Origin of the sequence: Streptomyces sp. NBC_00513, assembly GCF_041431415.1 — a bacterium.
Taxonomy (GTDB): domain Bacteria; phylum Actinomycetota; class Actinomycetes; order Streptomycetales; family Streptomycetaceae; genus Streptomyces.
The window spans coordinates 1,728,504-1,749,008 of record NZ_CP107845.1; the positions used below are offsets into that span (position 1 = coordinate 1,728,504).

Sequence of the window (20,505 nt, forward strand, 5' to 3'; positions counted from 1 at the left end):
CCTATCGGTCCCTGCGGGTTCCGTCCGGTGCGAACGGCGCCCAGAACTGGCTGAACGCGGAAGCCGTGTCGCCGAAGAGCCCGTCGCGGCCCTCGACGATCCGGCCGTCGCGCCACCGCATGAAGTGAAAGACCGGGTAGTCCATCCGCTCGTACGGGGACGTGCTCGCCGGGTCCGCGCCGTCCCGCAGGGCGACGTTGCGGCACACGTCGGCGCTGCAGTCCTCGCCGACGAGCACCGCCTGGACGTCCATCCGGAAGGTGCCGCCGGTGAGCTTGTGGGTCTGCCCCATCAGCTCCAGGAAGGCGTCGAGGCTCTCGTACCAGCCGGCCAGCGGGTGGTTGCCCGGCACCAGCCAGCGCAGGTCCTCGGAGTAGTACTCCAGGACGCGCGCCCGGTCCCCGGAGCCCAGGGCCCGGTAGGCCGCCTCGACCCGCTCCCGTGTCACTTCGGTCATCGCCGCTCCTCCTCGCGGTCGCCGGCGCTCACAGGGCGCCGGAACCGGGCATCGGCGCCAGCTCGTTGACGGTGTACTGCTTGATCAGCGGCCCGTCCGGGCCTGCCACCAGGGTCCAGGTCTGGTCGGCGTCGAAGCCGAGCCACTGGCTGCGGGCGGCCGGCGGGTCCCAGATCTTGGCCTGCCAGTTCACGAGGACCCGGACGATCGCCCGGTCGCCCTCGATGACGGGCTCGACCTTGGTGACGGTGTGGACCTCGTCGAAGAACCGGTGGGTGACGGCCGCGTACCAGCGGCCGAAGCCCTCGTGCCCGAGGAAGGTGTCCTCGGGCACCTTGAACTCCAGGTCCTCCGTGACGAGGGCGAGCACCCGGGCCGGCGGAAGGTGCTGGTCCAGTGCCACGTACCAGTCCTCGGTGAAGCTGCGGATCGCGTCCTCGGTCAGCCGTTCGGCGGGCATGCGGTCTCCTCCTGTCCGTGCCGGTGAGGTGGTGCGGGACTCAGATGAGGTGGTGCGGGGACTCAGATCTGGATGTCGACGAGGTACGGGCCGGGGTGGGCCAGCATCCTGGTGACGGCGGTGACCGCCTCGTCCGGCTTCTCCACCCGCGTCCCGTCCGCGCCGAGGGCCCGCGCCAGGCCGGCGAAGTCGATCTCGGGGTGGGAGAGGTCGAAGGAGCCCGGGAAGGCGTGCTCGGCGATGTCCCGCTCCTGCCAGTACCGGGTGATGTTGTCGTCGAGCAGCCGGTACTTGCGGTTGTTGCAGACCACGAACTTGGCGTCGATCCCGTGCCGGACGGCGGTCCACAGCGCCTGGTACGTGTACATCGAGCCGCCGTCCCCGGCGAAGCCGACGACGAGCCGGTCCGGGCGGGCCAGCTTGGCCCCGACCGCCCCCGGGAGGCCCACCCCGAGCGAACCGCCCCGGGTGAGGTGGTAGTCGCCCGGCCGCTCCGCCGGCAGGTACCTCGTGACCAGCGGCGAGGTGGTCAGCGCCTCGTCGAAGACGATGAGGTCGCCCCCGGTCCGCTCGGCGAGGGTCCGCAGGAAGACGGCCATCGGCGTGCCGCCGTCGTCGCTCCGCCCGCCGTCGAGGGCGGCGCGGGCCCGCTCGCGGGCCCGCGCGTCCAGCCGGGCCGCCGCGGCCGCGCGCTGCCGGGTGGTCTGCCGCTGTCGCAGTACGCCCGCCAGCGCGCGCAGCGCCTCCTTGGGGTCGGCGGCGAGGCCGAGGTCCACCGGGTGGTTCTTGGCGATCTCGTAGGCGTCGAGGTCGATGTGCACGACCTTCGCGCCCGCCCGGAAGGGGCTCTCCAGCTCGGGGAACACCTCCGGGAAGACATAGGTGCCGACGATCAGCACCCCGTCCGCGCCGCCGATCAGCTCCTTGCTGTGCGGGCCGAACATGTGGCCCGTCTGGCCGCGGCGCAGCGGGTGGGAGGCCGCGATGTTCACCTCGGAGGAGTCGACCTCGTACACGTCGGCGCCCAACAGCTCGGCCACCGCGACGAGTTCGGCCTGCGCCCCGGAGAGGGCCACCCCGTCCCCGATCAGGACGACCGGCCGCTCGGCGGCGGCGAGGAGTTCGGCCGCCCGCCCCACCGAGGCCGGTGAGGGCGCCACGTCGGTGAGCGGCACCGAAGTGGGCAGCACGGGCTCGGAGTTGAGCTCGTCCAGCACGTCCATGGGCAGGGCCACGAACACCGGTCCGCGCGGCGGGGTCAGGGCGATCTTGACGGCCCGTCGTACGGTGCGCAGCACGGACCGCGGGTCGGTGACCCGGGTCGCGTACTTGGTGACCGGCCTCGCCATCGCCACCAGGTCGCAGGCCATCTGCGCGTCCATGGCGTCGTAGCGGACCCCGGCGTCACCGGCGACGACGACGAGCGGGGTGTGGCCGCGCAGCGACTGGTACAGCATGCCGATGCCGTTGCCCAGGCCCACGCCGGAGTGCAGCTGGAGCAGCGCCGCACCGCCGGTGGCGCGGGCGTAGCCGTCGGCGATGCCGGCCGCCACGGTCTCCTGGAGGGCGAGGACGTAATGGAAGTCCGCCGCCGCGTCGACCGCGTCGAGGAACCCCTGTTCCACCGTCCCCGGATTTCCGAACATCACGTGCAGACCGTCGGCCTTGAACTGCTCGATCAGCCTTTCCCGTCCGGGAGTGGCTTCCATGAATTCCCCCTACCACCCGTAACGGGTGAGACCGTCCTCCAGCACTTCCACGATCTTCTGCCCCGTCAAATAGGAATCGGGGGTGGAACGACCCGTCACGAACGGGTAGTCGACGATCACCGACAGGGGGTGGCCGAAATTCCCGTGGTACGCGCCGTCCGGACCGGTGGCATCGCGCAGGATGTATTCGAGCGGGTACGGCGGCGGCCCCATGTTGAAGTCGGTGCCGAGGAATCCGGTGCCGTCCTTGTAGTCGTATTCCTTGCAGTGGCCGGTCACGTGCTTGCCCCGGATGATGCTCTCGCGGTCGCCCCAGTCGCGGGCGAAGGCCAGGCAGGCGACCCCGTAGCACTCGGCGGCCACGACCTTGCCGGCGTTCTTGAAGGCCAGGATCAGGGCGTGTACGCGTTCGTTGTTGGCGAGGTCCGCGATCGGCCCGCTGCCTCCCACCACGAGGATCGCGTCGAATCCGGCGATCTCCTCCTGGAGTCGGTCCAGATCGCGGTGGTACTGCTCCAGCCGGGGCAGGTAGTCCGCGTCGCTGGTGTACGGGCGCTCGGGGGCCCAGGCCTCGATGTCGATCGGCGAGTCCAGTCGGCTCGACTGCTCGAACTCGCGGCCGAGCCGGGCGTTCTCCTCGGTGGTCACCGAACGGCCCAGCGGTGGGTCGACGTAGTGCGCGTCGAGGCTCGGCGGGAGGGCGTGCGCCCGCTTTCCGGTGGGTGTGGCGAATACGACTTCGTAGCCCCGCTCGTCGAACTTCGATACGGGCCCGATCAATTCCTCGGCCCAGTAACCGTGTTCGGAGACAATGACCAGAATCTTTCTGCTCACGGATTCCTCCAGGCGCCGCCTGTTGTCGTTGGCGTCCCCCACACTGCTTCCGCCCGGGGCCTGCGTCAAAGCGCCCGTGTGCGACTTCGTGAGGTAGAAGGGCAGCCCGGCCCGACACCTCACGTAGTCATCTCGCGAGGTCATGAAGTAGCCCCGACACTTCATGACCTCGGCCGAATCGGTGAACCATTCCCGAAGGCCCGACTTATGGTCTGGACGCGCCGTGAATCACTGGCGCGATGAGCGGCACCACAACCGCACGCGATCGGGACGAGCGCGCGAGGAGAGGGACGGGGACGATGACCATGGACCTGTTGTGCACACACGTCGACCGGATACGTCCGGTGAAACCCGGCACCGAGGGCTGCGAGGAGTGCCTGGTCCTGGGGGACGGCTGGGTGCACCTGCGGATGTGCCTCAGCTGCGGGCACGTGGGCTGCTGCGACTCCTCGAAGAACCGTCACGCCACCCGGCACTACCGCACCACGGAGCACCCCATCGCGGCCTCCCACGAGCCCGGTGAGGACTGGGCCTGGTGCTACGCGGACCAGCTGATGTTGGACCCGGCGTGAGCGCGGCCCGGGAGGGGGCCCGCGTCGCCCCCGCGGGGAGCGGCACCGCCGCCGAACGCACCGAGAACCGCAAGCCCGTCATCCTGGCCGTGGACGACGACCCGCAGGTCCTGCGCGCCGTCCGTCGGGACCTGCGCAGCGCCTACGGCGACCGGTACCGGGTGCTCGGCGCCTCCTCCGCCGCCGACGCGTTGAAGATCCTGGACTCCCTCGACGAACGCGGTCACGACCCGGCGCTCTTCCTCGTCGACCAGCGGATGCCGGACGTCACGGGGGTCGAGTTCCTGTTGGAGGCGGTCAGCCGCTTCCCCGACGCCCGCCGGGTCCTGCTGACGGCGTACGCGGAGACCGACGCGGCGATCACCGCCATCAACCGGGTCCGGCTGGACTACTACCTGCTCAAGCCGTGGGACCCGCCCCACGAGCGGCTCTTCCCCGTCCTGGACGACCTGCTCTCGGACTGGCTCGCCAACTACCGGCCCGCGTACGACGGGATCATCGTCGCCGGCCACCTGGTCTCCCCCGGCACGCACGCCGTCCGGGACTTCTTCACCCGCAACGGGCAGCCGTTCCGCTTCCTGAACGTGGAGCGGGACCCCGAGGCGCTGACCGTGATCGCCTCCGCGCACGCCGACGCGGCGCTCCCCCTGGTCCGGTTCCCGGACGGGACGGTGCTCTCCGCTCCGACCGACACCCAACTCGCCCAGCGGCTGGGCCTGGCCACCACCGCCTCCCGCCCGCACTACGAGTGCGTGATCGTCGGCGCGGGCCCGGCGGGGCTGGCGGCCGGGGTCTACTCGGCGTCCGAGGGCCTGTCCACCCTGATGCTGGACTCCCGTGCCCCGGGCGGCCAGGCGGGCACCTCCAGCCTGATCGAGAACTACCTGGGTTTCCCCTCGGGCCTCTCGGGCGGGGACCTGACCCGCCGGGCGACCATCCAGGCCTCGCGCTTCGGCGCCGAGATCCTGCACCCGGTGGAGGTGGTCTCGCTGACCCGGGACGACCCGGCGAAGATCCTGACCCTGGCGGACGGCACGGAGATCAGCGCGGAGACGGTGCTGCTCGCGACCGGGGTCTCGTACAACCGGCTCCAGGCCCCCGGCGCGGACCGTTTCGAGGGCGCCGGTCTGTACTACGGAGCGGCGACCACGGAGAGTTCGGCCTGCATCTCGCAGCACGTGTTCATCGTGGGCGGCGCGAACTCGGCCGGGCAGGCGGCGGTGCACTTCGCCAAGTACGCGGCCCGGGTGACGATCCTGGTCCGGGCGGCCTCGCTCGACGACAGCATGTCCCGCTACCTGATCGACGAGATCGAGCGGACCCCCAACATCGAGGTCCGGGTGCGGACGACGGTGGTCTCGCTGGACGGTGACGAGCACCTGGAGCGGCTGACGCTGCACGACGCGGAGACCGGCGAGGACAAGGAGGTGCCGGCCCGTTTCATGTTCACCTTCATCGGCGCCCGCCCGCACACGGACTGGCTGGCGGGGGTGGTGGAGCGCGACGAGTACGGCTTCGTCCTGACCGGTTCCGACCTGATCGCCAACGGCGGGGAGCTCCCGCAGGAGTGGAGCCTGGAACGCGCGCCCTACCCCCTGGAGACGAGCGTGCCGGGGGTCTTCGCGGCGGGCGACGTGCGCGCCCACTCCGTCAAGCGGGTCGCGTCGGGGGTGGGCGAGGGGGCGATGGCGGTCTCCCTGATCCACCGCTACCGCTCGATGGGCTGAGAGCGAACACGGCCTCCGTTGCCCGCCGGACGCTTGCGATCAAGCGGGCAACGGATGCAACGTTGATTACATGATTACAGCCGAGCAACAGACACAGCTCCGCACCTGGTTCTCGGACCGCCTGCCGGTGGACGTCTACGCGTCGCTGGTGTCGGTCACCGTCGACCGCGAGGAGATCACGGTCATCGGGACCGCGCCGGCGAACGAATCGGCTGCGGACTTCCGCGAACGCACCCGCGAGCAGCGCGTCGAGGTCGCCCGCGAGGCGGAGGAGCTCTACCGCCGCAAGGTCGCCTGGGGCGTCCGCTCCGGCGCGGAGACCACCGTCTTCACCCACCTCGCGGTGCCCGTGATGACCCGGCTCCGCCAGAGCGAACGCCAGGTCCTCGACACCCTGGTGGCCGGCGGCGTCGCGCGCAGCCGGGCCGACGCCCTCGCCTGGTGCGTACGCCTGGTCGAGCGCAACACCGACGCGTGGCTCACCGAGCTCCGCGACTCCCTCGACAAGGTCCGACAGGTCCGCTCCCAGGGCCCCGACCTCGACGCGGACACGGACTCCAACATCAAGAAGTCCGGGTCCGAATAGCCGAAAACGTCGCCGGGAACGCAAGATCGCGGAAGGCTGGCCGGGACCACCTGAACCCAGGGAGAGGCACGCACACCATGACCACCACCGTCGAATACATCCGCTACCGGATCGCCCCGGGCGATCAGCAGGAGTTCGAGGCGGCGTACGCCCGGGCCGCCGAGTCGCTCGCCGCCTCGCCCGAGTGCATCGACTACGAGCTGGCCCACAGCGAGGAGGAGGCCGAGCGCTACATCCTCCGCATCCGCTGGACCTCGGTCGCGGACCACCTGGAGGGCTTCCGCAAGGGCGAGCAGTTCCCGGCGTTCTTCAGCGCGATCCGCCCGTACGTGAGCAACATCGAGGAAATGAAGCACTACCGGGTGACCGACGTGGTCGGCCCGGGGAAGGCCGCCTCCCGGTCATGAGCGCCTCGCCCGACACCACCCCCACCATCTACGAGTGGATGGGCGGCGAGGAGGCGATGAACCGCCTCGCCGACACCTTCTACGGACACGCGCTGCGCGACGAGATCCTCGCCCCGGTCTTCGCCGGCATGGACGCGGAGCATCCCCGGCACGTCGCCGTCTGGCTGTCGGAGGTCTTCGGCGGCCCGAAGGACTACACCGCCCACCACGGCGGCCACCGGCACATGGCCACCAAGCACCTGGGCCGAGGCATCACCGAGAAGCAGCGCCGCCGCTGGGTGGACCTGCTGCTCGACACCGCCGACGAGGTCGAGCTCCCGACGGACCCCGAGTTCCGGGCGGTCTTCGTCTACTACATCGAATGGGGGACCCGGATGGCGCTGATCTACTCGGGCGCCAATCCCCCGCCGGTCGACGCGGCCGACATCCCGGTCTGGTCCTGGGGCCAGACCCCGCCGTGGGTCCCCAAGCCGCCCAAGACCCCGTGACCCGGTGGGGGCCCCGGCCCCCACCTTCCCGCCCCGCCGGTTCAGTCCCGCCGGTTCAGTCCCGCCGAGGGCCGCGGCGCGGCGGCCGGGGCGAGTCCCCGCCATCCGCCGCCGGCCCGTCCGCCAGCAACACGGTCAGCGGGGTCGGCGGTCCCTCGTCGTCCCGCGCCCAGAAGTCCGCGGCCTCCTCCAGGATCTCGCGCAGGGTCTCCCAGTCACCCGGTCGGGCCCGCTCGTACCCGCGCCAGGAGGTCACCGCGAGCAGCCGTCCCGGCGCCGCCGGCAGCCACGACAGGTCGATCAGCGCGTCCGCCAGAGCGTCCCAGTTGCCGCCGAACCACTCGGGGACCCGCAGCGTCTCGCCGAGGCGCCGCATCAGCTCGGCCTTGCTCCGCACCCCGTCCAGGTCCAGGTCCAGGGTCGTCCACCCCGCCTTCCTCGCGGCGGCGAGTGCCGGGCCCAGCGGCTGCGCTTCGAGGGTCATCGGAGAACCGCCTTGAAGGTCTCGTAATGGTCGTCCGTGTAGAAGAACTCCCCGCCCTCGCCCGTCACGATCCGCCGGGCCCCGCGGTCGCGCGCCCCCGGTGTCGTCACGGTGAACTCGTGGTAGTGACCGCGCTTCTGCCGGGGCAGTGCCTTCTCGAAGTTCCCGAAGACGGTCCCGTCCTGCCGGTACGGGTACGGCCCGCCCTTGTCGATCAGCGCCAGCACGTCACGCGCCTGCCGCGGCAGCGCGTCCGCGCGTACCGTGGCCATCCCCTTCGCCCACTTCGGCACGGCGGCGTCGCCCCCGATGGGGGCGGAAGCCGAGCCGGAGGCAGGCGTGGCGGCGGTGGGCGCGGGATTCTTCGCGCCGCAGCCCGCCGCACCGACCAGCGCGACACAGAGGAACAGCGCCCCCAGCACACGCAGCAACGATCGGGGCACGTTCCGAAAGATCATGCACCGATCGTGCCAAATATCCGATTCGCTCGCGAATCGCCCGGTGGCCTCAGAGCGCGGCCATCTTGGTGTAGGGACTCAGGATTCGTTTCTGGACCGACCCGAAGTCGACGAGAACGGCGATCCCCTCCTCGATACCGACGACACGGCCGAGACCGTGTTCGTCGTGAGTAACCCGGTCGCCCACGTTGAAGTGCCGCAAGGGCGCTTCCACAGGGGCCTTGAACGGGCTGGACGGCAAATGGCGGCGAGGTACTGCTGACTTTGTCATTGAACCCAGTATGCGCCCCACAGGCCGCCTCACGGTCCGCCGTTCGGATCTCAATTCCGGCACCATCCGCACCACCGACCCCCGACGGGGCCCGGTCAGTCGTCCGGGTCGGCCCGCTCCAGCGCCGGCCGCAGCCCCGGCGCGGATTCGGTGAGCAGGTAGTCGGCCACCGCCGTGTCCGTGACGAGGCTGGTCACCAGGCCCGACCGGAGCACGGCCCCGATCGCGGAGGCCTTGCGCAGCCCGCCCGCGATGGCCACGACCTCGGGGATCCGGCGCAGTCGATCCGCCTCGACGGTGATGCACCGTTCGCCCAGGTCCCGTCCGACCCGACGACCCTCGGCGTCGAACAGATGCGCGGACATCTCGGCGGCGACGCCCAAGGAGGCGTAGTGCTCCCGTTCCTCGTCCGTCAGCATGTCGTGGACCGTGGAGATGCCCGTCTCCCAGGAACCGATGGAGACGGCCGCGACGGTCACCTTGTCGAAGTACTCGAAGGCGCGCGCGATGCCCGTCTGACCGCGCAGCGCGGCGGCCGTCGCCGGGTCGGGCAGCAGCATGGGGGCGTAGATGGGGTGCGCGTCGCCGCCGGAGACCTGCGCGGCCCTGCGTACGGCCTCCACGGAGCCGCGCTCGGCGGTCCCCGCGTCGTACACGCCGGTCAGCTGGACCACCGTGCAGGGAGGCAGGCGGTGCAGGGAGGCGGCCATGTGAATGGTCGACCTGCCCCACGCCAGACCCAGTACGTCGCCCTCGTTGACGAGCTCGCCGAGGAGGTCGGCCGCGACCGCGCCGAGGTTCTCCGGGTCGGGAGCGTCCTCGGTCGCGTCGGCCGGCGACTCCACGACGACCGCGTGGCGCAACCCGTACCGGGCCCGGAGCGCGTCCGACCGCTCCGCGTCCAGCTCGGCCGGGACCCGGATCTCGATGCGCACGAGATCGCGTTCCAGCGCCGTCTCCAGGACCCGGGCCACCTTGAAGCGGCTCACGCCGAACTCCTCGGCGATCTGGATCTTGGACTTTCCCTCCAGGTAGAAGCGGCGCGCCATGGCCGCCGCCTGCACCAGCTCCGCGGGTCCCATCCGCAGGGCTGACCGTCCCGCCGACATTGCAGACACCGCGTTCTCCTCACTGCTGCTGTTCACACTCTCGTGTTCACACTCTCGACTCGCCGTTCATCCTGTCAGATCCGACGGCCGTTGATCAGCCTGGACAGCCCCCGTTCACCAAGCTGTTCACCAAGCCTTGTCTCAGTGGTCGCAACCCCAGGGCGCGGCGGCGATGGCCGCACTCGCCTGCTCACGCAGCGTCCGCACGGCGGCGGCCGGGTCGACCGCGCCGTAGACCGCGCTCCCGGCGACGAACACGTCCGCGCCCGCCTCGGCGACCCGCTCGATCGTCGAGGCCGACACCCCGCCGTCGACCTGGAGCCAGAGCTCCAGCCCGTGCTTGGCGATCAGCTCCCGGGTACGCCGGATCTTGGGCAGCATGATGTCGAGGAAGGCCTGTCCGCCGAAGCCGGGCTCCACCGTCATGATCAGCACCATGTCCAGCTCGGGGAGCAGGTCCTCGTACTGTTCGATCGGCGTGGCCGGCTTGAGCGCCATCGACGCCCGCGCCCCCTTGGCCCGGATCTCCCGCGCGAGGCGCACCGGCGCGGCGGCGGCCTCGGCGTGGAAGGTGACCGATCCCGCGCCGGCCTCCACGTACTGCGGCGCCCAGCGGTCGGGGTCCTCGATCATGAGGTGCAGGTCGAGCGGGATGTCCGAGGCCCGGCTCAGGGACTCCACGATCGGCATGCCGAGGGTGAGGTTCGGGACGAAATGGTTGTCCATGACGTCGACGTGCAGCCAGTCGGCGCCCTCGACGGCCCTGGCCTCTTCGGCGAGCCGGGAGAAGTCGGCGGACAGGATGCTGGGATTGATCTGAACGGCCATGCCCCAAGGTTGCCATGCCCCCGCCCGGTTCCGGCCATGACCCCGGAAGTCTCCGTACGGTGCGGGACGCGCGGATGATCATGGGCCTCGCCCCACTCGCCCCTCGTCACCACCCCCGGCACGACCGCTCCGCGCGCACCGCCGCCGCAGAGGGATCCCGCCACCGCCCCACCGCGCCGCCCCACTCGGCCGGGGGCGGCGGGCCGGCCCTCAGGCCGTGCGGCGCAGCAGCGCCAGGTACATGGCGTCCGTACCGTGCAGATGCGGCCAGAGCTGGACGTCGGGGCCGTCCCCCAGGGCCGGAACGCCGCCCATGTAGGGCCTGGCGTCGATGAGTTCGGCGGAGACGGGCGACGCGCCGGCGCCGCGCCCCTTCAGGACGTCGTCCACCACCACCCGGGTCTCCGCCAGGTGCGGGGAGCAGGTCGCGTAGCCGACGATGCCGCCGACGCGGACCGCCGAGAGCGCCTCCCGGAGCAGACCGCGCTGGAGCGGCGCGAAGCCGTCCAGGTCCTCGGGGCGTCGCCGCCAGCGGGCCTCGGGGCGTCGCCGCAGGGCGCCCAGGCCGGAGCAGGGCACGTCCATCAGGACCCGGTCGAAGGAGCCCGGCAGCCACGGCGGGCGGGTGCCGTCGGCGGCGATGACCTGGTACGGACCGGGGTTGCCGGCCAGCGCGTTCTCCACCAGGCGTGCCCGGTGCGGCTGCTTCTCGGAGGCCAGCAGGAACGCGCCCCGCCGTGCGGCGAGCGCCGCCAGCAGGGCCGCCTTGCCGCCGGGGCCGGCGCAGCCGTCCAGCCACCGGGCGTCGCGGCCCTCGATCGGAGCCGCCGCCAGGGCCATCGCCACCAGCTGGCTGCCCTCGTCCTGCACGCCGGCCCGCCCGTCGCGCACCGCCTCCAGCGCGCCCGGCTCGCCGCCCTCGGCCATCCGCACGGCGTACGGCGACCAGCGCCCGGGCAGCGCCGAGTCCTCGCCCACCGCTTCCAACAGCTCCTCGGTGGTGGACCTCCCGGGCCGCGCCACCAGGGTGACCTCGGGCCGCTCGTTGTCGGCCTCCAGGAGGTCCTCGATGCCCGCGCGGCCCCCACCGAGGGCGTCCCACAGCGCGCTGACGACCCAGCGCGGGTGCGAGTGGTACACCGCCAGGTGCTGTTCCGCGTCGTCCTCGTAGGGCGGGGCGACCTTCTCCAGCCAGCCGTCCAGGTCGTGCGCGGCGATCTTGCGCAGGACGGCGTTCACGAACTTGGCGCGTCCGTCGCCGAGCACCACCCGCGCCAGTTCCACGCTCGCGGAGACCGCCGCGTGCGTCGGGATCCGGGTCCCCAGCAGTTGGTGGGCGCCGAGCGAGAGCACGTCCAGCACCGGCGGGTCCACCTCCCGCAGCGGTCGGTCGATGCAGGCCTTGATGACCGCGTCGTACGTCCCCTGGCGGCGCAGCGTCCCGTACACCAGCTCGGTGGCCAGCGCCGCGTCGCGCGCCTGGAAGTTCTCGTCCTGGCGGGCCTTGCGCAGCAGCGGCGGGAGCACGAGGTTGGCGTACGCGTCCCGCTCCCCCACCGCCCGCAGCGCCTCGAAGGCCAGCATCCGCACGGGGTCCTTCTGCGGACGCCGGTACGGCTTGCCCGGCTTGCCGCCCTGGGCCCCGGACGGCTTGCCTCCCCCGGTGGCGGCGGGTCGACGACGAGGCTGGCGAGGCTGTTCGCTCACGTGAAAGGTGCTCCGGATGTACGAGGTGCTACGGGTCTGCGGGGGTGGGGGACGACGGAGATCAGCCTACGTCGACTCCACCGAGGCGCTCGCCGGGCGCGATCCGCACCCCGCGCGCCCAGTCGGCGCCCTTCATCGGCTTCTTGCCCTGCGGCTGCACCCAGAGCAGCTCCACGGCGTGCGAACCGGTGCCGACGTACACGTTGTTCTTGGCCGGGGCGAGCACCCCGGGCTCCAGGTCCGTGCGGTCGGGCACCAGGCCGACCGAGATCAGCTTGAGTCGCTCGCCGCGGAAGACGGTCCACGCCCCGGGGGCGGGCGTGCAGCCGCGCACCACCCGGTCGGCGCGGAGCGCCGGGGCCTTCCAGTCGATCCGGGCGTCCTCCACCGTGATCTTGGGCGCGTGCGAGATCCCGTCGGCCGGCTGCTCGACGGCGCGCAGCGTCCCGTCCTCGATCCCGTCCATGGTGGCCGCCAGCAGACCGGCTCCGGCGAAGGCGAGTCGGGTCAGCAGGTCGCCGCTGGTGTCGGTCGGCCGGACCTCCTCGGTGAGGATCCCGTAGACCGGGCCGGAGTCGAGACCTTCCTCGATCTGGAAGGTGGACGCGCCGGTGACCTGGTCCCCCGCCATGATCGACTGCTGTACGGGGGCCGCGCCGCGCCAGGCGGGAAGCAGCGAGAAGTGCAGGTTGACCCACCCGCGCCGGGGGATCTCCAGCGCGCTCTTGGGCAACAGCGCCCCGTAGGCGACGACCGGGCAGCAGTCGGGGTCGATCTCGCGCAACCGGGCCTGGAACTCGGGGTCGCGGGGCCGGGTGGGCTTGAGGACCTCGATACCCGCCTCCTCGGCGCGCTCGGCGACGGGGCTCGCGACGAGGCGTCGGCCACGACCCGCCGGCGCGTCGGGCCGGGTGACGACGGCGGCGACCTCGTGCCGCCCGGAGGCGATCAGGGCGTCCAGGGCGGGCACGGCGACCTCGGGGGTGCCTGCGAAGACGAGCTTCACCGGTTACTACCTCGCTATCTCGGCTGTCAGCAGCACACCAGTCTATGGGCGTGCGCGCGAGGCGGCTCACCTGTGGTCCTGAGGGGGCGTACGCACACGCGCGCGCCCCTCGCATATGCCGACACGCCCCCACAGCGTGACCTGCGCACCGGCTGGAGCGTTGGTCAAGAGAGATTGACCGAAACGGGCCGCGCATCACACCGGTGTCTGCGGCCTCTCCGCTCTTCAGCACCGGTTCGAGAGGCTACTTCATGGCCGACCACGCCACCCACGACGCCCAAGCACGGGCCAGCCTGCACCTGTTGGTGCGGGACATCGAGCGGGTTCGCCGGCAGGTGGATGCCCTGCGTACGCTCACCGCCCAGCTCGGCAACGTGTACCGCCCGCGCCGCTCAGGGCCCTCCACGGGCTTCGTCGTCTACGGAAGGGCGCCCGCGCCCACCGTCCGCCTCGCGCAGGAACTGCGGGACAGCGTCGAGACGCTGGTCACCGCCGCGGTGGACTTCGACCGCTCGCTCGGTTTCTCGTGGGACGCGGTCGGCTCGGCTCTCGGCGTCACCAAGCAGGCCGTGCACCGGCGTTACGGGGCCCGGCGGGCGCAGCCCGTCGAGTCGACCGAGCCGCCGGCCGAGGCGACCACCACCACCCGCACCCTGGGGCCGCTCCCCACGATCCCGGCGGCCCGCTCGGTACCGCCGCAGCCCGTGCGCGAGGAGTCGCAGGCGGGATCCCAGGCCGGAGCCACGGCGGGGGCGGTCCCCCGCTCGCCGGCGTTCCCGGGACCGCGGAACGGCTGATCGGCCCCCGCCGCCGGGACGCCGACCCCCGACGGCCGGGCCGATCCGTTGACGCGGTACAGCGGTTCCCGCCCCCGGCGGGGCGATCCGAACGGTCGCCCCGCCGGGGGCGTTCGGCGTCCCGGCCGCCCGACGCCCCCGACCACTCGACGCCCCGGCTCCCCGGTGAGAGGGACCCGCCGGCCCGGGGCGGGCGTCAGCCGATGTCCGGCGGGTCGATCCTGACCCGGACCGAATCCGCCGCCGACACGCCCCGGGCCATCCGACCGGCTTGCGCCGACTTGAGCGCCGCCGCCAGGGCCGCGCCGTTGCCGGGCCTGACCCGAACCAGCGCCTGCTCGCCCGAGGAGGCCTCCCCGCGCCGCGCCGGAAGTGGCACCGGGCCCAGGATCTCGGCGTCCGACGGCAGGTCCGCGGCGGCCAGGAAGCCTTCGATCGCCTCCTTGCGGCCGATGACGGACGCCATGCGCGACACCGGCGGGAAGCGCAGCTCGGCGCGCTCCGCCAGCTCGCGCAGCGCGTGTCCCACGGGGTCCCACCTGACCAACGCCTGTACGGGGCGCAGCGTGGGCTCGGCCACGATCACGACCTGGCCGCTGCCGCGCACCAGGGACGACGCGGCGATCCACCGTCGCAGCGCCTCCTCGCTCGCCCGCAGGTCGGGGAAACCGAGCATCGCCCAGCCGTCCAGGAGCAGCGCGGCCGCGTAGCCCTCGCCCTCCGCCACCGGCTCCGCACCCGGCGTGGAGACCACCAGGGCCGGGGCGTCGGGCACCCGGTCCAGCACGTGGTCGCGCCCCGAGGTGCGCACGGACACGGCGGGGAAGGCACGCCCCAGTTCCTCGGCGGTACGGCGCGCCCCGACCACCTGGGCCCGCAGGCGGAAGGACCCGCACTCCTCGCAGTGCCAGGCGCTCTCCTGCCGGCCGCACCATCCGCAGTGCAGTTCCCGCGCGTCGGGCGCCTCCAACGGGCCCGCGCAGGCCCCGCACCGCGCGGGGGTCCGGCACCGCTCGCAGGCCAGCCGGGGCACGTACCCGCGCCGGGGCACCTGGACGAGCACGGGCCCGGTCTTCAGGCCCTCCCGTACGGTCTCCCAGGCCAGGCTGGGCAGTCGGGCCGCGCGGGCCGCCTCGTCCCGCGCGAGGAGTTCGTCGCCGACGGTCCGGATGCGGGGCGCGTGCGCGCGTACCGTCGTCCGGTCGGCCACCAGGGGCCGGGCCCAGCCGGACTCGACGAGTTGGGCGGCCTCGACCGTGCAGCTCGTACCGCCCAGGAGGAAGGCGCAGCCCTCCGTCAGCGAGCGCAGTTGCAGTACCTCCCGCACGTGCGGGAAGGGGGCGTTGTCGTCGCTGTGGCTGGAGTCCCCGTCGTCCCAGACGGCGACCAGCCCCAGGTCCCGGACGGGCGCGAACATGGCCGCGCGGGTCCCGATCACGGCCCGCACCGAACCCCGGTGCACCGAGAGCCACTGCGTGTAGCGCTTCTGGGGACCGGATTCGGCGGTGAGCAGGGTGTGCAGCCCCTTGCCGACCAGGGCGGTCAGCGCCTCGTCCACCCGGGCGGCGGCGCGCCCGTCGGGAAGGACGGCCAGCGCGCCGCGGCCGGAGGCCAGGGTGGTCGCCATCGCGCGCGCCAGCTCGTCCGGCCAGTGCGGGCCGGGCAGCGCCGTCCACACGGTGCGGGGGCTCGCGCCGGACGCCAGCTCGCGCAGGAAGCCCGGTCCGGCCGGGTACCGCTCCCAGCCGCCCGGTTCGGGCACGCCGGGGGCGGGCCTCGGCTCCGGGGACGGGCGGCTCTCGGCCTGGCCGTGGCGCGGCGGGATCGCCAGTTGGAGGACGTCGGCGAGGCTGCCCGCGTAGCGCTGGGCCACGGCCCGGGCGAGCTTCTCCATCCGCGGGCTCAGCACCCGCTCGGGGGACACCACCTGCGCCAGTGCGGCCAGCGGCCCGGTGTAGTCCGTCTCCGCGATCCGCTCGATCACGAAGCCGTCGATCAGGCCGCCGCCCTCGCGGCGTCCGTCGCGTACGCGGCCCTCTCCGGCCCCGAAGCGTACCCGGACCCTGACGCCCGGTTGGGCGTCCTCGGCCAGGTGCTCGGGGACGGCGTAGTCCCACGTCTGGTCGAGGTGCAGGACACCCTTGTTGACGAGGATCCTGGCGATCGGCAGGTCCTTGGCCAGCGGCGCTCCCCGCCAGGTGCGGGGCTTGGCCTTCTCCTCGGCCGTCGCCTTGGCCTCGGCGACCATCCCCCGGATCAGCGCGAGCTGCTCCGGCGGACCACCGGGACTCCCGTCCTCGGGCCGCTCTTCGGAATCGCTCTCGCTGCTCACACCCGAATTCTTACCAAATGCCGGTGACAACGACGTACGGCCCCGGACCGCGCGGTCCGGGGCCGTACGTGCGGGCGTGTCCGCGCCCGGGGTCCTGACTACAGACCGGCGGCGGTGCGCAGGGCGTCGACGCGGTCGGTGCGCTCCCAGGTGAAGTCCGGCAGCTCACGGCCGAAGTGGCCGTATGCGGCGGTCTGCGCGTAGATCGGGCGCAGCAGGTCCAGGTCGCGGATGATGGCGGCCGGGCGGAGGTCGAAGACCTGGCCGATCGCCTCCTCGATCTTCTGGACGTCGACCTTGGCGGTGCCGAAGGTCTCCACGAAGAGACCGACCGGCTCGGCCTTGCCGATGGCGTACGCGACCTGCACCTCGCAGCGCGAGGCCAGCCCGGCGGCGACGACGTTCTTGGCGACCCAGCGCATGGCGTAGGCGGCCGAGCGGTCGACCTTGGACGGGTCCTTGCCGGAGAAGGCGCCGCCACCGTGACGGGCCATGCCGCCGTAGGTGTCGATGATGATCTTGCGGCCGGTGAGGCCGGCGTCGCCCATGGGGCCGCCGATCTCGAAGCGACCGGTCGGGTTCACCAGGAGGCGGTAGCCCTCGGTGTCGAGCTTGATGCCGTCCTCGATGAGCTGGGCCAGCACGTGCTCGACGACGAACTCGCGGATGTCCGGGGCGAGCAGCGAGTCCAGGTCGATGTCGGCGGCGTGCTGCGAGGACACGACGACCGTGTCCAGGCGCACGGCCTTGTCGCCGTCGTACTCGATGGTGACCTGGGTCTTGCCGTCGGGGCGCAGGTACGGGATGGTGCCGTTCTTGCGGACCTCGGACAGTCGGCGCGAGAGCTTGTGCGCGATGTGGATCGGGAGCGGCATCAGCTCGGGCGTCTCGTCGCAGGCGTACCCGAACATCAGGCCCTGGTCGCCGGCGCCCTGCTTGTCCAGCTCGTCCTCGTCGCCCTCGACCCGCTTCTCGTACGCGGTGTCGACGCCCTGCGCGATGTCGGGGGACTGCGCGCCGATGGACACCGACACGCCACAGGAGGCGCCGTCGAAGCCCTTCTTCGAGGAGTCGTAGCCGATTTCGAGGATCTTGTCGCGGACGAGCTGCGCGATCGGGGCGTAGGCCTTCGTCGTCACCTCTCCCGCGATGTGCACGAGACCGGTGGTGATGAGGGTTTCCACGGCCACGCGCGAAGTCGGGTCCTCGGCGAGAAGCGCGTCGAGGATCGTGTCGCTGATCTGGTCAGCGATCTTGTCGGGGTGGCCCTCGGTCACGGACTCCGAGGTGAACAGGCGACGGGACACAACGCTCCCTGGGGTTGCAGCGGCTGCTGGCTGATCATTTGGCGGAACCACATCGGGGGCTGCGCCCGATCACGTTCCGAGTGCAGTTTATCGGTCGCCGCCGTCTGTCGGACCACCCGTCTCGCCTTGTGGGAGCCGTGTGACCTGCGGCACTCCATTCTGACCCAGGAGCATGTCTGCGGGAAGCGTCCCATTCAGGCGCGTCGTGGCGCGAATCGGTGCGCGACGTGATCCCAGATCACGTCGGCCAGTACGTCCTTCGGACCATACGGCACCGCCGTCTCAGCCCCATCGGAAGCGAGGACGACCGCCTCGTTCTCCTCCGAACCGAAGGTCTTGCTCTCGCCCACTTCATTGACGACGAGAAGGTCGCATCCCTTGCGGCGGAGTTTCGCACGTCCGTTCGCGAGCACGTCGTCCGTTTCGGCGGCGAATCCCACCACGACCTGCCCCTCCCGGGCCCGGTCGGCGGAGACCTCCGCGAGGACGTCGGGGTTGCGCACGAGGGCCACCGGTTCGGGCTCCTGCCCGTCCTTCTTCTTGATCTTTCCGTCCGCGTAGCGGGCGGGCCGGAAGTCGGCGACGGCGGCGGCCATCACCACCGCGTCGGCCTCGGCGGCGGCCTTGAGGACCGCCTCCCGCAGCTGGAGGGCCGTGCCCACCCGTACGACGTCCACCCCGGCCGGGTCGGGCAGCGCGGTGTTGGCCGCGACCAGCGTGACGCGGGCGCCGCGGGCGACGGCGGTGCGGGCGAGCGCGTAGCCCTGCTTGCCGGAGGAACGGTTGCCGAGGAACCGGACGGGGTCGAGCGGCTCCCGCGTGCCGCCGGCGCTGATCACCACGTGCCGGCCGGCGAGGTCGGGTCCGGCGGCGCCGTCCGCGCGGCCGGCGCCCCGCAGGACGTTGCGGCAGACCTCGTAGATCTCCTCGGGGTCGGGCAGTCGCCCCTTGCCGGTGTCCTTGCCGGTGAGCCGGCCGACGGCGGGCTCGATGACGACGGCGCCCCGACGGCGCAGCGTGGCCACGTTCTCCTGGGTGGCGGGGTGCTCCCACATCTCGGTGTGCATCGCGGGTGCGAAGACGACCGGACAGCGCGCGGTGAGCAGGGTGTTCGTCAGGAGGTCGTCCGCGAGCCCGTGGGCGGCCTTGGCGAGCATGTCGGCGGTGGCGGGCGCGACGACCACCAGGTCGGCCGACTGGCCGATGCGCACGTGCGGCACCTCGTGCACGGTCTCCCAGACCTGCTGGGAGGCCGGGTTGCCGGAGAGCGCGGCCCAGGTGGCCTCGCCGACGAAGTTGAGGGAGGCCGCGGTGGGCACCACCCGTACGTCGTGCCCGGACTCGGTCAGCCGACGCAGCAGCTCACAGGCCTTGTAGGCGGCGATTCCGCCACTGACCCCCAGCACGACCCTCGGCTTGCCCACCACACACTCCCCTTCGCGGAACATCACTGACACCCATGACACACCACAGGCCCGACAGATGTTCTGCCGGGCCTGTGATGAAACGAATTCTCGGTGCTTACTGAGCCGGGGCCTCGATGGCCTCGGAGGTCAGCAGACCCGCGTTGATCTCGCGCAGCGCGATCGAAAGCGGCTTCTCGTGGACGTGGGTGTCCACCAGCGGGCCGACGTACTCAAGCAGGCCCTCGCCGAGCTGCGAGTAGTACGCGTTGATCTGACGGGCACGCTTGGCCGCGTAGATCACGAGGCTGTACTTCGAGTCGGTGGCCTCGAGCAGCTCGTCGATCGGCGGGTTGATGATGCCCTCGGGCGCAGTCATGGAAGAGGACACGCTCTACCTTCCGAAGATGGGTGAAGATTCAAACATCGATCGAAAGAACATCGATCAACGATCAGACAACTTCCATCAAGGCTAGCAGCTCGCGCGCCACGTCCTCGACGGAGGTGTTGACGAGGGTGGTGTCGAACTCCGATTCGGCAGCGAGTTCGACGCGGGCCGCGCCGAGTCGACGCTCGATGACCTCGGCCGACTCGGTCCCGCGACCGGTGAGCCGGCGGACCAGCTCCTCCCAGCTCGGCGGGGCGAGAAAGACCAGCTGGGCTTCGGGCATGGACTCGCGGACGAGTCGGGCGCCCTGGAGGTCGATCTCCAGCAGGACCGGCTCGCCGTTCTCCAGGCGTTCCAGTACCGCGCCGCGCGGTGTGCCGTAGCGGTTGCCCGCGAACTCGGCCCACTCCAGCAGCTCGCCATTGGCGATCAGCTTGTCGAACTCGTCGTCGTTGACGAAGAAGTAGTGGACTCCGTGTCGCTCACCGGGCCGCGGCTTGCGGGTGGTGGCCGACACCGAGAGCCATACCTCGGGGTGAACCTTGCGCATATGCGCGACGACCGTGCTCTTGCCGACCCCCGAGGGGCCGGAGAGCACGGTCAGCCGCGGACGAACCTCTGCTGCCATAGAGCGATTATCCAGCTTCTCGGGACTGCCTGAGAACGCCGGGAGAACTTCGTGCGAAGCCTCAGGCGGGCTTGCCGCCGAACTCACGCTCCAGAGAGGCGATCTGGTTGGAGCCGAGACCTCGAACACGTCGAGACTCGGAGATGCCGAGGCGCTCCATGATCTGCTTGGCGCGGACCTTGCCCACGCCGGGGAGGGACTCCAGAAGAGCGGAGACCTTCATCTTGCCGATGACGTCGTTCTCCTGGCCCAGCTTGATGACGTCATGGAGGGAGGCGCCGGAATGCTTGAGTCGATTCTTCACCTCGGCCCGCTCCCGGCGAGCCGCGGCGGCCTTTTCGAGCGCTGCTGCGCGCTGTTCAGGGGTAAGGGGCGGAAGAGCCACGCCTACGTCACCTCGGATGTCGAACTGTCGGATACGGACCGGCGGGATGCCGGAAGGCATCACACCAGGCGAGCCCCCGAACAGCGGTGGTGCTCGATCGCTGCTCGTTCACTCTGGTCGGAGACTAGCGGCCAAGGCCGCTCCCGTCAGCGAGAACGGACG

The 20,505-nt window shown here is 71.7% G+C and carries 23 protein-coding genes; 6 read left to right on the forward strand and 17 right to left on the reverse strand.

Features of this window, described 5'->3' with window-relative positions:
* Position 1: 1 nt before the first annotated feature.
* From OHA84_RS08170 to OHA84_RS08185, 4 genes are all read right to left on the reverse strand, one after another.
* Positions 2–457 (reverse strand): nuclear transport factor 2 family protein, encoded by a 456-nt coding sequence (locus tag OHA84_RS08170; RefSeq protein WP_053676599.1) that lies wholly within the window; start codon positions 455–457, stop codon positions 2–4.
* Between the two features lie 28 nt (positions 458–485).
* Positions 486–917: a nuclear transport factor 2 family protein gene (locus tag OHA84_RS08175; RefSeq protein ID WP_266951444.1), complete on the reverse strand. Its 432-nt coding sequence runs from the start codon at positions 915–917 to the stop codon at positions 486–488.
* Between the two features lie 62 nt (positions 918–979).
* The gene (locus tag OHA84_RS08180) at positions 980–2,626 is read right to left on the reverse strand and encodes a thiamine pyrophosphate-binding protein (protein ID WP_266972390.1); all 1,647 of its coding nucleotides are present in this window, start codon (positions 2,624–2,626) and stop codon (positions 980–982) included.
* A 9-nt stretch (positions 2,627–2,635) separates the two neighbouring features.
* Complete coding sequence (locus tag OHA84_RS08185; protein ID WP_266951440.1) at positions 2,636–3,460, reverse strand: type 1 glutamine amidotransferase domain-containing protein; 825 nt, start codon at positions 3,458–3,460, stop codon at positions 2,636–2,638.
* A gap of 299 nt (positions 3,461–3,759) precedes the next feature.
* Between OHA84_RS08185 and OHA84_RS08190 the strand changes: the two genes are divergently transcribed.
* The 5 genes from OHA84_RS08190 to OHA84_RS08210 all read left to right on the forward strand — a co-directional run bounded on the left by OHA84_RS08190 (position 3,760) and on the right by OHA84_RS08210 (position 7,240).
* The gene (locus OHA84_RS08190) at positions 3,760–4,032 is read left to right on the forward strand and encodes a UBP-type zinc finger domain-containing protein (RefSeq protein ID WP_199826463.1); all 273 of its coding nucleotides are present in this window, start codon (positions 3,760–3,762) and stop codon (positions 4,030–4,032) included.
* Positions 4,029–5,759 (forward strand): FAD-dependent oxidoreductase, encoded by a 1,731-nt coding sequence (locus OHA84_RS08195; protein ID WP_078998585.1) that lies wholly within the window; start codon positions 4,029–4,031, stop codon positions 5,757–5,759. Before OHA84_RS08190 ends, OHA84_RS08195 begins: the two co-directional genes overlap by 4 nt.
* Before the next feature lie 70 nt (positions 5,760–5,829).
* Complete coding sequence (locus OHA84_RS08200; RefSeq protein WP_053676602.1) at positions 5,830–6,345, forward strand: hypothetical protein; 516 nt, start codon at positions 5,830–5,832, stop codon at positions 6,343–6,345.
* A gap of 77 nt (positions 6,346–6,422) precedes the next feature.
* Positions 6,423–6,752 carry a putative quinol monooxygenase gene (locus OHA84_RS08205; protein ID WP_078998587.1) on the forward strand — a complete coding sequence of 110 codons (330 nt, stop codon included), beginning with the start codon at positions 6,423–6,425 and terminating at the stop codon, positions 6,750–6,752.
* Positions 6,749–7,240, forward strand: a complete 492-nt coding sequence (locus tag OHA84_RS08210; RefSeq protein ID WP_323178922.1) for a group II truncated hemoglobin — start codon at positions 6,749–6,751, stop codon at positions 7,238–7,240. The genes OHA84_RS08205 and OHA84_RS08210 overlap by 4 nt, the downstream gene beginning before the upstream one ends.
* A gap of 55 nt (positions 7,241–7,295) precedes the next feature.
* Here the strand turns inward: OHA84_RS08210 and OHA84_RS08215 are convergent, their stop codons facing one another.
* From OHA84_RS08215 to fmt, 7 genes are all read right to left on the reverse strand, one after another.
* Complete coding sequence (locus OHA84_RS08215; protein ID WP_266951437.1) at positions 7,296–7,724, reverse strand: barstar family protein; 429 nt, start codon at positions 7,722–7,724, stop codon at positions 7,296–7,298.
* Positions 7,721–8,182: a ribonuclease domain-containing protein gene (locus tag OHA84_RS08220; protein ID WP_053676604.1), complete on the reverse strand. Its 462-nt coding sequence runs from the start codon at positions 8,180–8,182 to the stop codon at positions 7,721–7,723. The genes OHA84_RS08215 and OHA84_RS08220 overlap by 4 nt, the downstream gene beginning before the upstream one ends.
* Positions 8,183–8,231: 49 nt before the next feature.
* A complete protein-coding gene (locus OHA84_RS08225; protein ID WP_053676605.1) occupies positions 8,232–8,453 on the reverse strand; it encodes a CarD family transcriptional regulator in 222 nt (73 codons plus the stop codon).
* 95 nt (positions 8,454–8,548) lie between these two features.
* Positions 8,549–9,562, reverse strand: coding sequence for a sugar-binding transcriptional regulator (locus OHA84_RS08230; protein ID WP_053676606.1), 1,014 nt, complete (start codon positions 9,560–9,562; stop codon positions 8,549–8,551).
* 141 nt (positions 9,563–9,703) lie between these two features.
* Entirely contained in the window at positions 9,704–10,390 is a 687-nt protein-coding gene (gene rpe, locus OHA84_RS08235; protein ID WP_053676607.1) for a ribulose-phosphate 3-epimerase, read from the reverse strand.
* 210 nt (positions 10,391–10,600) lie between these two features.
* Positions 10,601–12,097, reverse strand: coding sequence for an RsmB/NOP family class I SAM-dependent RNA methyltransferase (locus tag OHA84_RS08240; protein WP_371591332.1), 1,497 nt, complete (start codon positions 12,095–12,097; stop codon positions 10,601–10,603).
* A 61-nt stretch (positions 12,098–12,158) separates the two neighbouring features.
* Positions 12,159–13,103 (reverse strand): methionyl-tRNA formyltransferase, encoded by a 945-nt coding sequence (gene fmt / locus OHA84_RS08245; protein ID WP_053676609.1) that lies wholly within the window; start codon positions 13,101–13,103, stop codon positions 12,159–12,161.
* Positions 13,104–13,354: 251 nt separating this feature from the next.
* On the opposite strand from fmt, the gene OHA84_RS08250 reads away from it, so the two are divergent.
* On the forward strand, positions 13,355–13,900 hold the full coding sequence (locus OHA84_RS08250; RefSeq protein ID WP_053676610.1) for a hypothetical protein: 546 nt from the start codon (positions 13,355–13,357) through the stop codon (positions 13,898–13,900).
* Positions 13,901–14,096: 196 nt separating this feature from the next.
* Here the strand turns inward: OHA84_RS08250 and OHA84_RS08255 are convergent, their stop codons facing one another.
* The 6 genes from OHA84_RS08255 to OHA84_RS08280 form a co-directional block, all read right to left on the reverse strand.
* Positions 14,097–16,232 (reverse strand): primosomal protein N', encoded by a 2,136-nt coding sequence (locus OHA84_RS08255; protein WP_266972385.1) that lies wholly within the window; start codon positions 16,230–16,232, stop codon positions 14,097–14,099.
* A gap of 98 nt (positions 16,233–16,330) precedes the next feature.
* Positions 16,331–17,539, reverse strand: a complete 1,209-nt coding sequence (gene metK / locus OHA84_RS08260) for a methionine adenosyltransferase (protein WP_053676612.1) — start codon at positions 17,537–17,539, stop codon at positions 16,331–16,333.
* Between the two features lie 194 nt (positions 17,540–17,733).
* A complete protein-coding gene (gene coaBC, locus OHA84_RS08265) occupies positions 17,734–18,963 on the reverse strand; it encodes a bifunctional phosphopantothenoylcysteine decarboxylase/phosphopantothenate--cysteine ligase CoaBC (RefSeq protein ID WP_266951430.1) in 1,230 nt (409 codons plus the stop codon).
* Between the two features lie 97 nt (positions 18,964–19,060).
* A complete protein-coding gene (rpoZ, locus tag OHA84_RS08270; protein ID WP_030879741.1) occupies positions 19,061–19,333 on the reverse strand; it encodes a DNA-directed RNA polymerase subunit omega in 273 nt (90 codons plus the stop codon).
* A gap of 61 nt (positions 19,334–19,394) precedes the next feature.
* A complete protein-coding gene (gene gmk, locus OHA84_RS08275; protein ID WP_053676614.1) occupies positions 19,395–19,958 on the reverse strand; it encodes a guanylate kinase in 564 nt (187 codons plus the stop codon).
* Positions 19,959–20,019: 61 nt separating this feature from the next.
* Complete coding sequence (locus tag OHA84_RS08280) at positions 20,020–20,343, reverse strand: integration host factor (protein WP_053676615.1); 324 nt, start codon at positions 20,341–20,343, stop codon at positions 20,020–20,022.
* Positions 20,344–20,505 lie beyond the last annotated feature (162 nt).